The sequence below is a fragment of the Streptomyces sp. NPDC047315 genome, from assembly GCF_040643215.1.
Classification (GTDB): domain Bacteria; phylum Actinomycetota; class Actinomycetes; order Streptomycetales; family Streptomycetaceae; genus Streptomyces.
This window is the reverse complement of record NZ_JBEYTZ010000005.1, coordinates 195,751-208,147: the sequence shown is the minus strand read 5'-3', so window position 1 is coordinate 208,147 and position 12,397 is coordinate 195,751. Positions and strand designations below refer to the sequence as shown.

Here is a 12,397-nt window from a genome sequence, read left to right as displayed (position 1 = left end):
GGCTGCGGTCTCCGGGTGGCAGTGGCGGTCGGCGGGAGTCAGGGCGCTACGCGTTCGACGACGGTGGCGATGCCCATGCCGCCGCCGACGCAGAGCGTCGCCAGTCCGTACCGCTTGTCCTGGCGTTCCAGTTCGTCCACGAGGGTGCCGAGGATCATCGCTCCTGTCGCGCCCAGCGGATGGCCGAGCGCGATCGCCCCGCCGTTGACGTTGATCCGGTCGAGGGGGACGTCGAGTTCGCGCGCGAAGCGCAGGACGACGGCGGCGAACGCTTCGTTGATCTCGACGAGGTCGATGTCGTCGATCGTCAGCCCGGCGCGGGCGAGGGCCTTGCGGGTGGCGGGCGCCGGACCGGTGAGCATGATCGTCGGCTCGGAGCCGGAGACGGCCGCCGACACGATGCGGGCGCGGGGCGCGAGCCCGTACCGCTCGCCGACCTCCTTGGTGCCGACGGCGACGAGCGCGGCGCCGTCGACGATGCCGGAGGAGTTGCCGGCGTGGTGTACGTGGTCGATCTGCTCGACCCAGTGGTACTTCTGCAGGGCCACGGCGTCGAAGCCGCCGAGGTCGCCGATGCCGGCGAAGGAGGGCTTGAGGGCGGCGAGGGTGTCCGCGGTCGTGCCGGGGCGCAGGTGTTCGTCGCGGTCGAGGACGACGAGTCCGTTGCGGTCGCGCACGGGCACCACGGAGCGGTCGAAGCGGCCGGCCTTCCAGGCGGCGGCGGCCCGCTCCTGCGACAGTGCGGCGTACTCGTCGACGTCGCGCCGGGAGAAGCCCTCGATGGTGGCGATCAGGTCGGCGCCGATGCCCTGCGGGACGAAGCCGACGGCGGTGTTGGTCATCGGGTCGGCGAACCAGGCCCCGCCGTCGGAGCCCATCGGGACGCGCGACATGGACTCGACGCCGCCGGCGAGCACCAGGTCCTCCCAGCCGGAGCGGACCTTCATCGCCGCCATGTTGACGGCTTCGAGGCCGGAGGCGCAGAAGCGGTTCTCCTGGACTCCGGCGACGGTGTCGGGCAGCCCGGCGGCAACGGCCGCGATCCGGGCGATGTCGGAGCCCTGGTCGCCGACCGGTCCGACGACGCCCAGGACGATGTCGTCGATGGCGGCCGGATCGAGCTCGGGGTGGCGGCTGCGCAGCTCCTGGATCAGACCGACGACGAGGTCGATCGGCTTGGTGCCGTGCAGGGCGCCGTTGGCCTTGCCGCGCCCGCGCGGGGTGCGGATCGCGTCGTACACGTACGCTTCGGTGGTCAAGACGACTGCCTTTCGGATCGGGAGGTCGTGGCGCTTCCCCGCCGGGCAGACGGGACTTTGCAGAGTTTGCAGAGACGCACTAGGGGCGGGCGGGCAGGTCCCAGTCGCGGGCCACGGACGCGGCGTCCGCGCCCGGCGCGGTGGGCCCCGAGCGGATCGTGGTGGGGGTGGCGGAGAACCGGGGCGCCGGCGCCGGTTGGGTGATGCCGCCGTGGTCGGTGAAGGTGGCGCGGGCGGCGAGTTGGGGGTGGGCCGGGGCCTCCCGCAGCGAGAGCACGGGGGCCACGCAGGCGTCGGAGCCCTCGAAGACCGCCGTCCACTCGGCGCGGGTGCGCGACTTGAAGCGGGCGGCGACCAGGTCGCGCAGTTCGTCCCAGCGGTCGAACTCCTTGCGGGACGGGGCCTGGTCCTCGATGCCCAGCAGGCGCACGAACTCGTCGTAGAACCGCTTCTCCAGCGCGCCGACGGCCATGTACTCGCCGTCGGCGGTCTCGTAGCAGCCGTAGAAGGGGCTGCCGCCGTCCAGGAGGTTGGCGCCGCGGCGGTCCTGCCAGCCGCCGGCGGCCATCATGCCGTGGATCATCGTGGCGAGGTGGGCGGCGCCGTCCACCACGGCCGCGTCCACGACCTGTCCCGTGCCGCCTTCGGAGCGGGCGTGCTGGAGGGCGGCGAGGACGCCGACGACGAGGTAGAGGGAGCCGCCCGCGTAGTCGCCGAGGAGGTTCGCGGGGACGGCCGGCGGCTCGTCGGGCGCGCCGATCATCCCGAGGGTGCCGGTGACGGCGATGTACCCGATGTCGTGTCCGGCGCGCTGGGCGAGGGGGCCGTCCTGGCCCCAGCCGGTCATCCGGCCGTACACCAGGCGGGGGTTGCGGGCGAGGCAGGCGTCGGGGCCGACACCGAGGCGTTCGGCGACCCCGGGCCGGAAGCCCTCGATCAGGACGTCCGCCCGCTCGACGAGGTCGAGCACGCGCTCGGCGCCGCCGTCGGCCTTGAGATCGACCAGGACGGACCGTTTGTTGCGGTTGGTGAGGTCGTACGCGGCGGGGATGGCGAGCCCCGAGCCGTCGGGCCGGTCGACGCGCACCACGTCCGCGCCGAGGTCGGCGAGGAGCATCGCGGCGAAGGGGCCGGGCCCGATGCCCGCCAACTCGACCACCCTGACCCCGCTCAGCGGGCCGTTCCCTGTCGCTGCCGTCGAGGTCGGCGTCATCGATTCCCCAGCCTTGATGTGACACAACTGATGTAACACCAGTGATGGTAAGAACGTGTTTCAGCGCTTACAAGGGTTTCCCGGCCTTTCCGCGCGACCGGGCCGGGCACTCGCCCGATCGCCGGCGCCCGCGGGGCTGCCGCGTCCGCTCTTTCCCCAGGTGGTCGGGCGCGTTAGGGTCTGCCCGCGCGTGACGGAGAGGCGCGTGGGCACGGGCACGGCGTCATCGGTGGAGGACCCATTGGCCAGGCAGCACGGACAGGGCGGGCAGGGCAGGCAGGGCAGGCAGGGCGGGCAGGACAGATCGGGCGGAAGCAGTCGCGCGGGGCGCCGCCACGACATGGTGCTCTTCGGGGCGACCGGCTTCGTCGGGGAGCTGACGGCCCGCTACCTCGCGGCGCACGCGCCCGAGGGCTGCCGCTGGGCGCTCGCCGGCCGCAGCCGCACGAAGCTGGAGCGCCTGCGCGATCGGCTCGCCGCCGACCACCCGCACTGCGCCGAACTGCCGTTGGTGGAGGCGTCGGCGGACGACCCGGCGGCGCTGCGCGCGCTGGCCGGGTCCGCCCGGGTGGTGGCGAGCGCCGTGGGCCCGTACCTCTGGTACGGCGAGCCGTTGGTCGCCGCCTGCGCGGACGCCGGTACGGACTATCTGGACCTGACGGGCGAGCCGGAGTTCGTGGACCTGATGTACGTGCGGTACGACGCGCGCGCCCGGGAGACGGGCGCCCGGCTGGTGCACGCGTGCGGCTTCGACTGCGTGCCGCAGGACCTGGGCGTGTACTTCACCGTCCGTCAGCTGCCGAAGGACGTGCCGCTGACGGTGGACGGCTTCGTCCGCACCGACGCGATGTTCTCCGGCGGGACGCTGGCATCGGCGCTCAACGCGCTCGGCCGCGGACGCCAGATGCGGCGGGCCGCGCGCGAGCGCCGGCTGCACGAGCCCCGGCAGGTGGCGCGACGGGCCCGCGCGCCGCTCGGCGGCCCCCGCTACAGCCGGGAGGCGCACGCCTGGGCGCTACCCCTGCCGCTGCTCGACGCGCGCGTCGTCACCTCCTCGGCACGGGCGCTGCCGCGCTACGGCCCCGACTTCCGCTTCCGCCACTACGCCGCGGTGCCCACCTTGCCGACCGCGCTGGCCGGCGTCGCGGCGGCCGGCGCCCTCGCGGGCCTCGCCCAGCTGCCGTGGACCCGCCGCTGGCTGTCGAGCCGGATCGTGAGCCCGGGCGACGGGCCGGACGCGGAGCGCCGGGCGAGGAGTTCGTTCTCCGTGCGGTTCGTGGGCGAGGGGGGCGGTCGGACGGTGTACACGGAGGTCTCCGGCGGCGACCCCGGCTACGACGAGACCGCGAAGATCTTCGCAGAGTCCGCACTCAGCCTCGCCTACGACGAGTTGCCGCAGGTCGCGGGCCAGGTGACCACGGCGGTGGCGATGGGCGACGCCCTGCTGGAGCGACTGCGGGCTGCCGGCATCCGGTTCCGGACCGCGGCGGTGCGCTAGGTGTCTTGCCGGACGCGGTTTCGCCGTGCGGCGTGCTGCGGTGTGGCGTCTGCGGCTGCTCTGTCACGAGGCACAGCAGACGGGACCTTACGACGCCCTACGGCGCGTTCTGCGTCGCCGACGCGAGGGCGTCGCGGCACAGGCGGTCCGCGCGGCGCGTCGTCTCCGGGATCCGGTAGTGGGGCGCCAGGTGGAGGGTGTGCGCGCAGGCCACGTCGAGGGTGACGCGGTGTCCGACGGAGACGTACACCGGCTTGACCCCGGCGCGGGTGCGCAGCGCGCGGCCGACCTCCTCGCCGTCGTCGGCGCTCAGCCGCGCCCAGTCACCCCGCTCCGGCCCGGGCTCGGCGTGGGTGAAGACGAAGGGGTTCTTCGCCACGCCGATCGTCGGCAGGCCGGTGAGCACCCCGAGGTGGCTCGCGAGCCCGAAGCGGCGCGGGTGCGCGCGCCCGTACCCGTCGCAGACGACGAGGCCGGGCGCGACGGTCAGCGCCCGCAGCGCGGCGAGGACGGCCGGCAGTTCGCGGAAGGCCAGCAGCCCGGGCACGTACGGGAAGGAGACCCGGCCGACCGCGGTGGCCTGCGCGACGACGGCGAGCGTTGCGGCGTCCAGGGTGACGGCCGCCGCCGCAACGAGGTCGCGCCCGTCGTCGTACGCCACGTCCACTCCGGTCACCGTCCCGGCCCCCACCGGAGGTCCCGGCTCGTCGAGGACGACGCGGTCGCGCAGTTCGTCCTGGAGGGCGAGGGCGGCGGCTTCGTCGTGCGGCCAGCCGTCGGGCGTGTCGATGATCTCCATGGTGGTGCCCACCCTACGGGCCGCATCGGCCAAGGCGGCCCGTAGCCTGGCGATCATGTTCGTACTGGAGCTGACCTACACCGCGCCCGTCGAGCGCGTCGACGCCCTGCGCGATGCGCACATGGCCTGGGTGAACGACCACTACGAGGACGGGCTGTTCCTCGCCTCGGGGCGCAAGGGCACGCGGGACGGCGGTGTGGTCCTGGCCGCGGGGGACGACCGCGGACGGATCGACGCGGTCGTGGCGACCGATCCGTTCGTGCTCGACGGGGTGTGCGCGTACCGGATCACCCACGTCGCCGTCACCAGGGCGGCGCCGGGGCTCGAAGCGCTGCGCGCGGAGACCGCGGGCTGACGCCCCGCGGCGCCGCCCGCGGCCCGCGGTGACACAGCTCACGCACCCCGCCGATGCACGGATGGGCCGCGGTCGACGTCCTTCCCCGTGTCAGGGAAGCGTCCGCGGGGCTGCGCGTGCAGGGAACAGGGGTCCGTCCATGTCCACATCCACCGTCGTCATCGAAGAGGCCGTGCAGGCCCGGATCGTCGCTTCGGCACCCCGGGCGGAGCCCCTGAGCGTCACGCTGCGGTACGAGACGGACGACCCCTTCGCGGTGCGGATGGCATTCCCGCCCAACGCGACGCTGGAGGGCACGGAGGTGTCCTGGGCGTTCGCCCGCTCCCTGCTGTCGGCCGGTCTGGTGGAGCCGGTCGGAGTCGGTGACGTCCGGGTGCGGCCGTACGGCTACGACCGGACGGTGGTCGAGTTCCACGCCCCCGAGGGCGTCGCGGTGGTGCACGTCCACAGCGGGGACGTGCGGCGCTTCCTGAAGCGGGTGGAGGACGTGGCGCCCGAGGGCCACGAGCACCGCTTCCTCGACCTCGACCACGATCTGAGCCAGCTCCTGGGCGACGTGCACTGACGCCCGCCCGCGCCGACCCTGCGTCGCCCCCGCGCCCGCCCTCGTCGGCCCCGCGCCGGACCCGCCGAAAAAGCGGTTGACGCCCCTCGCGCGCCCCCGTTACGTTTCCCCCGTTCCTGCCGCCGTCCGATTGGAGAAGGACGTTGAAGGTCTGAGGTCCTGAGACACCGTGCGCCACCGCCGTCTTCGGCGTGTGCGCAGTGCGTGCGACCTCGGCCTGCCGTGCCGTCCTTCCTGCGGAACCCCTCCCTGCGCCGCCGATCGCGCGGCTCCACGGGCCCTTCCCGCTCCGTCGTGCGCACTGCGGTGTCTCCACCCGTTGCCCCGTTCCACCCCACGCAACCGGGAGACCCGTATGTCCACCAACGCCACCCATCTTTCCTGCACCGCGCTCTCGTTCTCCTGGGCCGACGGCACGGAGGTCTTCGACGACTTCCGGATCGCGATCGGCCCCGGCCGCACCGGGCTGATCGGCCTCAACGGCTCCGGCAAGTCGACCCTGCTGAAGCTGCTGGCGGGCGCGCTGACGCCGGCCGAAGGGCTCGTCCGCGCCGCCGGTCAGATCGGCTACCTGCCGCAGGACCTCGTGCTCGACACCGCGCTGCGGGTCGACGAGGTGCTGGGGATCGCCGCCGCGCGGGCCGCGCTGCACGCCATCGAGGCCGGCGATCCGAGCGAGGAGCACTTCACCGCCGTCGGTGAGGACTGGGACGTCGAGGAGCGGGCCCGGGCCACCCTCGACCAGCTCGGGCTCGACCACGTCGACCTGGACCGCACCATCGGCGAGGTCTCCGGCGGGGAGGGCGTCCTGCTGCGGCTGGCCGCCCTGCTGCTGGCCCGGCCGGACGTCCTGCTGCTGGACGAGCCCACCAACAACCTCGACCTGTACGCGCGGCGCCGGCTGTACGACGCGGTCTCGTCCTGGACCGGAGTGATGGTCGTGGTCAGCCACGACCGGGAGCTGTTGGAGCTGGTCGACCAGATCGCCGACCTCAGGGACGGTCAGGTGACCTGGTACGGCGGGAACTTCACCGCGTACGAGCACGCACTCGCCGTCGAACAGGAGGCGGCCGAGCGCATGGTGCGCGTCGCCGAGGCCGATGTGCGACGCCAGCGGCGCGAGCTGGTCGATTCCCAGACGAAGCTGGCCCGCCGGCGGCAGTACGCGAAGAAGGCGCAGGCGGAGAAGCGCGTGCCCAAGGTCGTGGCCAACACCCTCAAGAGCTCCGCCCAGGAGTCCGCGGGCAAGCACCGGGCCGTCCACCAGGAGCGTCTGGCGGGCGCCAGGGAACGGCTGAACGAAGCGCAGGACGCGGTCCGGGACGACGACGAGATCCGGATCGACCTGCCGCACACCCAGGTCCACCCGGGCCGTGAAGTCCTGCACATGAGGGACCTGGAGCTGCGTTACGGGGCCACGGTGGCGGGCGAGTTCGACATCCGCGGACCGGAGCGGATCGCCCTGGTGGGGCGGAACGGCGCGGGCAAGACCACGCTGCTGCGCACCCTCGCCGGCGGCCTGGAGCCGGTGTCGGGCGAGGTGGACGTGCGGGTACCGCTACGCTTCCTGCCGCAGCGGCTCGACGTCCTCGACGACGCGCGGAGCGTGGTCGAGAACGTGGCCTCGGTCGCCCCCGCCGCGACGAACAACCGCATCCGGGCCCAGCTCGCGCGCTTCCTCTTCCGGGGCGCGAAGGCGGACCAGGCGGCGGGGACCCTGTCGGGCGGGGAGCGGTTCCGGGCGGCGCTAGCCTCGCTGCTGCTGGCCGAGCCTGCGCCCCAGCTGCTGCTGCTCGACGAGCCGACGAACAACCTGGACATGGCGAGCGTGCGCAAGCTCACCGACGCGCTCGACGCGTACGAAGGCGCGCTGGTCGTGGCCAGCCACGACGTGTCGTTCCTGGAGTCGATCGGGGTGACCCGCTGGCTGCTGCTGGACGGGGAGCTGCGGGACGTCAGCGCCGACGACGTCCGGGAAGGCAGGCTCCACCACCCGGTGGCGCAGCAGTAGCCCCCTCGGTGGGGCGTCGTCCGGGACGGCGCCCCACCGGCGGGAGCCGCGCTCCGGGGAAAGGGGACCCGACGACCGGGGACTCAGGACCCGGGACCCGACGACCGGGGAACCCGGGCAGAAATCCAGACAAGAGATGTCCGGTATTCCGGTTAGCTTCGCCGGCATGCCTGAGCAAGACATCGTCATCACCGGCGCACGCGAGAACAACCTCAAGGACGTCTCCCTCACCCTCCCGAAGAACCGGATCACCGTCTTCACCGGGGTGTCCGGCTCCGGGAAGTCGTCCGTCGTCTTCGACACCATCGCCGTGGAGTCGCAGCGGCAGCTCAACGAGACCTTCACCGCCTTCCTGCGCAACCGGCTGCCGAAGTACGAGCGCCCCCACGTCGACGCGATCGACGAGCTGTCCGTGGCGATCGTGGTCGACCAGAAGCCGATCGGCGGCAACGCGCGCTCCACCGTCGGCACCATGACGGACATCAACGCGGTGCTGCGGGTGCTCTTCTCCCGGCACGGCGCCCCGAGCGCCGGGCCGGCCACCGCATACTCCTTCAACGACCCCGCCGGGATGTGCCCCGGCTGCGACGGCATCGGCAAGACGGTGGAGCTCGACGTCGAACGGGCCGTCGACTGGTCGAAGTCGCTCGCCGACGGTGCACTGCTGCTGCCCGGGCTCTCCGTCGGCTCCTGGGAGTGGAAGCTGTACGCCGAGTCCGGCCACTTCGACGTGGCCAAGCCGCTGCGCGCGTACACCGACGCCGAGCGTGAGCTGCTGCTGTACGGCAGCGGGTTCTCGGTCAACATCGACATGAAGTCGGGTTCGTTCGAGATGCAGTTCGAGGGGATCGTCAACCGCTTCACCCGGCTGTCCCTCAAGCGGGACACCGGCACCCTCTCGCAGCGGCGCCGGGAGGCGGTCGACCGGTTCACCGCGCAGCGCGCGTGCGAGGCGTGCGGCGGGGCCCGGCTGAACGAGGCGGCGCTGGCGAGCCGCATCGACGGCCGCAGCATCGCCGACTACTGCCGGCTGGAGGTCTCCGACCTGGTGGAGGTCCTGGGCCGGATCGACGATCCGGTGGCGACCCCGGTGGCCGCCGCGGCGCGGGAGCGGCTGGACCGGCTCGTCGGCATCGGCCTCGGCTATCTCTCCTTGGACCGGGAGACCACGTCCCTGTCGGGCGGGGAGGGCCAGCGGCTGAAGATGGTGCGCCACCTCGGCAGCTCGCTGACCGGGCTGACCTTCATCTTCGACGAGCCGAGCGTGGGGCTGCACCCGCGGGACGTGGGGCGGCTGAACGACCTGCTCGTACGGCTGCGGGACCGGGGCAACACGGTGCTGGTGGTCGAGCACGACCCCGACGTGGTGGCGATCGCCGACCACGTCGTGGACATGGGCCCGGGGGCGGGCACGGACGGCGGCCGGGTGGTGTTCGAGGGCCCGGTGGCGGCGCTGCGGAAGGCGGACACCCTCACCGGGCGGCACCTGCGGCGCCGCGCGGAGCTGAAGGAGGCGTTCCGGGTGCCGCGGGGGTGGCTGCCGGTGCGGGGCGCCGCTCTGCACAACCTCAAGGGCGTCGACGTGGACTTCCCCGTCGGGGTGCTCACGGCGGTCACGGGCGTCGCGGGCTCCGGGAAGTCGACGCTGGTGTCCGAGGTGTTCACCGGTGCGCATCCGGAGGCGGTGGTGATCGACCAGAGCGCGATCACGGCCTCGTCGCGCTCCACCCCGGCGACGTTCCTCGGGGTGATGGACACCGTCCGGAAGGTCTTCGCCCGGGCGGCCGGCGTGGCGCCGAAGCTGTTCAGCTTCAACTCGGCCGGCGCCTGCGACGAGTGCTCGGGGCGCGGCGTGATCCACACGGACCTGGCGTTCATGGACCCGGTGACGACGACCTGCCCCCGGTGCGAGGGGCGCCGCTTCAAGGAGGAGGTGCTGCGGCACCGGGTGGCCGGGCGCTCCATCGTGGACGTGCTCGACATGACGGCGGCGCAGGCTGCGGGGTTCTTCGAGGACGAGGCGGTGCGGCGGAAGCTGGCCGCGCTCGACGACGTGGGGCTGACGTACCTGTCGCTGGGACAGCCGCTGAGTTCGCTGTCAGGCGGCGAGCGGCAGCGGCTGAAGCTCGCCACCCAGCTGCACCGCACGGGCAGCACCTACGTGCTGGACGAGCCGACGACCGGTCTGCACATGGCCGACGTGGACACGCTGGTCACCCTGCTGGACCGGCTGGTGGACGCCGGCAACTCGGTCATCTGCGTCGAACACAACATGGACGTGGTCAAGCGGGCGGACTGGATCGTGGACCTGGGGCCGGACGGCGGGAAGCACGGCGGGGAGCTGGTCTTCGCGGGCACTCCGGCGGCGCTGCTGGAGCACCCGAAGTCGTTCACGGCACGGCACCTGCGGCGCGACCTCGACGGGGGCTGAGGAGCGACCTCGGCAGGGGCTGAGGGGCGGGCGCGGGCGGGCCGAGGGGGCGGGGCGCGGGCGGGGAACGGCGTGACGTGTCTCTCGGCGGGACCGCGGCAGGAGCGCTCCCGAGGCCCGTCCCGAGGGCTTGAAATAGGGACAAAAGCCATCGATTCACCCCCGGAGGGAGAGGTTCCGGGGGCCCGGCTTGGCCGAAGGCTTACCCCGCCCTTAACCTACGGTCTCGTAACCTACGAAGCCGTAGGTAACCCCTCCCCTTTGGTTCCACTCCCGTCCCCAGGAGCACCCGTGACCATCACCTCTCCCCACCTCGGCAGTTCGGAAGCGTGGACCGACGCCCGGCTGCTGTACGCACTCGAAGAGGTGGTCGAGAAGGAGCTGAACCGCCATCTGAAGGCCGCGAAGGACTGGATGCCGCACGAGTACGTGCCCTTCGGCGACGCGCGCAACTTCCCGGGCTTCTTCGAGGACGGCGTGGCCTGGGAGCCGGAGCAGTCCAAGGTCACGGACATAGGACGGATCGCCCTCGTGGTGAACCTGCTGACAGAGGACAACCTCCCCAGCTACCACCACGAGATCGCCAGCCTCTTCGGCCGCAACGGCGCCTGGGGCACCTGGGTGCACCGCTGGACGGCCGAGGAGGCGCGGCACGGCATCGTGATGCGCGACTACCTGCTGACCTCCCGCGCCGTCGACCCGGACAAGCTGGAAGCGTTCCGGATGGCGCACATGTCGGAGGGGTTCGAGTCGGACAACAGCCACTCGATGCTGCACTCGATCGCGTACGTCGCCTTCCAGGAGCTGGCCACCCGGATCTCCCACCGGAACACCGGCCACCAGTCGGGCGACCCGGTCTGCGACCGGATGCTGGCGCGCATCGCCACCGACGAGAACCTGCACATGGTGTTCTACCGGAACCTGCTCGTCGCCGCCCTGGAGCTGGCGCCCGACCTCACGCTCCAGGCGGTGCGCGACGTCGTCGTCAACTTCCGGATGCCGGGCCACGGCATCCCCGGCTTCGAGCGGGCCGCGGCGCAGATGGCGATCGGCGAGGTCTACAACATGCGGATCCACCACGACGACGTCCTCGCCCCGGTCCTGCGGCACCTCAAGGTCCTGGAGATCGACGGGCTCGGCCCCGAGGGGTTGCAGGCTCAGGAGGAGCTGGGCCTGTTCATGGGCGGGCTGAACGCGGAGGCGCTGAAGTTCGACGAGAAGCTGGCCGCACGCAAGGCCCGGCTGGCGGCGCGCGCGGCGCGCTGACGACCCCCGGCCCTGGCCTAGGCCAGGGCCTTCAGCGTGACTTCCGCTGCGCGGGCGATCAGCTCGTCGTACCGCTCCGCGTCGCGGATGTCCCGGCGGGAGAGGACGGCCATCGCGATCGGCGCCGCCTTCGGCGGCCACACGACGGCGATGTCGTTGCGGGTGCCGTACCCCCCGGTGCCGGTCTTGTCGCCTACCTGCCAGCCCTCGGGGGCACCGGCCCGGATGAGCTTGTCCCCGGTGGTGTTGCGCTTGAGCCAGTCGGTGAGCAGGGCCCGCTTGTCGGTGGTGAGGGCGTCCCCGAGCACGTAGGTGCGCAGGTCGGTGGCGAGCGCGCGGGCCGTACTGGTGTCGCGGAGGTCCCCCGGCGTGGCCTCGCTCAGCTCCACCTCGTAGCGGTCGCACCGGGTGACCTGGTCCCCGATGGCGCGGAGCGCCGCCTGGAGGCCGGCCGGTCCGCCGAGTTCGTGGAAGAGCAGGTTCGCGGCGCCGTTGTCGCTGTGGCGCACGGCGGCGTCGCACAGCTCGCGCAGGGTCAGCCCGGTGCCGAGGTTCTTCTCGGTGATCGGCGAGTGGCCTACGAGGTCGCCGCGGTCGTAGCGCACCCGCCGGTCGAGCTGGGTCAGCGAGCGCTTGTCGAGCACGGCGGCGGCGAGGAACGCCTTGCAGGTGGAGGCGTAGGCGAAGCGCTCGTCGGGCCGGTTGGTGACGACCTGGCCGGAGCCGGTGTCGACGGCGTAGACGCCGAGCCTGGCGTCGAACTTCCGCTCCAGCTCGGCGAAGGCGCGCGCCGTGTCGTGCGGCGCGCCGGAAGCCGACGCGGAGGGGCGGTCGGCGGGCTTGGTCGACGCGTCCTTCGTCGAGGAAGCGCTCTGGCACCCGGTGAGGGGGATCGCGGCGAGACCGGCGAGGGTGGCGAGCGCGGTTCGACGGGACGCGCGGGCGGTACGGACGTTCATGGGTGGCGTTTCTCTCTCTTCCAGCCTGATCCGTAAGACAG

10 protein-coding genes are annotated in these 12,397 nt (G+C 72.7%); 6 read left to right on the top strand and 4 right to left on the bottom strand.

The genetic code is table 11. The features are described 5' to 3' along the window. Positions 1–38: 38 nt before the first annotated feature. Both ABZ842_RS07435 and ABZ842_RS07430 read right to left on the bottom strand, forming a co-directional pair. Positions 39–1,259 (bottom strand): acetyl-CoA C-acetyltransferase, encoded by a 1,221-nt coding sequence (locus tag ABZ842_RS07435; protein ID WP_361533173.1) that lies wholly within the window; start codon positions 1,257–1,259, stop codon positions 39–41. A gap of 79 nt (positions 1,260–1,338) precedes the next feature. After that, positions 1,339–2,472 (bottom strand): CaiB/BaiF CoA-transferase family protein, encoded by a 1,134-nt coding sequence (locus ABZ842_RS07430; protein WP_361533170.1) that lies wholly within the window; start codon positions 2,470–2,472, stop codon positions 1,339–1,341. A 340-nt stretch (positions 2,473–2,812) separates the two neighbouring features. Between ABZ842_RS07430 and ABZ842_RS07425 the strand changes: the two genes are divergently transcribed. Next, the gene (locus tag ABZ842_RS07425; protein ID WP_361533167.1) at positions 2,813–3,970 is read left to right on the top strand and encodes a saccharopine dehydrogenase NADP-binding domain-containing protein; all 1,158 of its coding nucleotides are present in this window, start codon (positions 2,813–2,815) and stop codon (positions 3,968–3,970) included. 97 nt (positions 3,971–4,067) lie between these two features. Here ABZ842_RS07425 and ABZ842_RS07420 read toward each other — a convergent pair whose 3' ends face one another. Beyond that, positions 4,068–4,769, bottom strand: coding sequence for an endonuclease V (locus tag ABZ842_RS07420; protein ID WP_361533164.1), 702 nt, complete (start codon positions 4,767–4,769; stop codon positions 4,068–4,070). Positions 4,770–4,824: 55 nt separating this feature from the next. Between ABZ842_RS07420 and ABZ842_RS07415 the strand changes: the two genes are divergently transcribed. From ABZ842_RS07415 to ABZ842_RS07395, 5 genes are all read left to right on the top strand, one after another. Beyond that, on the top strand, positions 4,825–5,124 hold the full coding sequence (locus ABZ842_RS07415; protein WP_361533479.1) for a YciI family protein: 300 nt from the start codon (positions 4,825–4,827) through the stop codon (positions 5,122–5,124). A 139-nt stretch (positions 5,125–5,263) separates the two neighbouring features. Next, positions 5,264–5,689, top strand: coding sequence for an SsgA family sporulation/cell division regulator (locus ABZ842_RS07410; RefSeq protein ID WP_361533161.1), 426 nt, complete (start codon positions 5,264–5,266; stop codon positions 5,687–5,689). A gap of 355 nt (positions 5,690–6,044) precedes the next feature. Next, positions 6,045–7,700, top strand: a complete 1,656-nt coding sequence (locus ABZ842_RS07405; protein ID WP_361533158.1) for an ABC-F family ATP-binding cassette domain-containing protein — start codon at positions 6,045–6,047, stop codon at positions 7,698–7,700. Between the two features lie 166 nt (positions 7,701–7,866). Then, a complete protein-coding gene (locus tag ABZ842_RS07400) occupies positions 7,867–10,131 on the top strand; it encodes an excinuclease ABC subunit UvrA (RefSeq protein ID WP_361533155.1) in 2,265 nt (754 codons plus the stop codon). A gap of 291 nt (positions 10,132–10,422) precedes the next feature. Further along, complete coding sequence (locus ABZ842_RS07395) at positions 10,423–11,397, top strand: acyl-ACP desaturase (RefSeq protein WP_361533152.1); 975 nt, start codon at positions 10,423–10,425, stop codon at positions 11,395–11,397. Between the two features lie 17 nt (positions 11,398–11,414). Here ABZ842_RS07395 and bla read toward each other — a convergent pair whose 3' ends face one another. After that, positions 11,415–12,356 (bottom strand): class A beta-lactamase, encoded by a 942-nt coding sequence (gene bla, locus ABZ842_RS07390; RefSeq protein ID WP_361533149.1) that lies wholly within the window; start codon positions 12,354–12,356, stop codon positions 11,415–11,417. Positions 12,357–12,397: the final 41 nt, after the last annotated feature.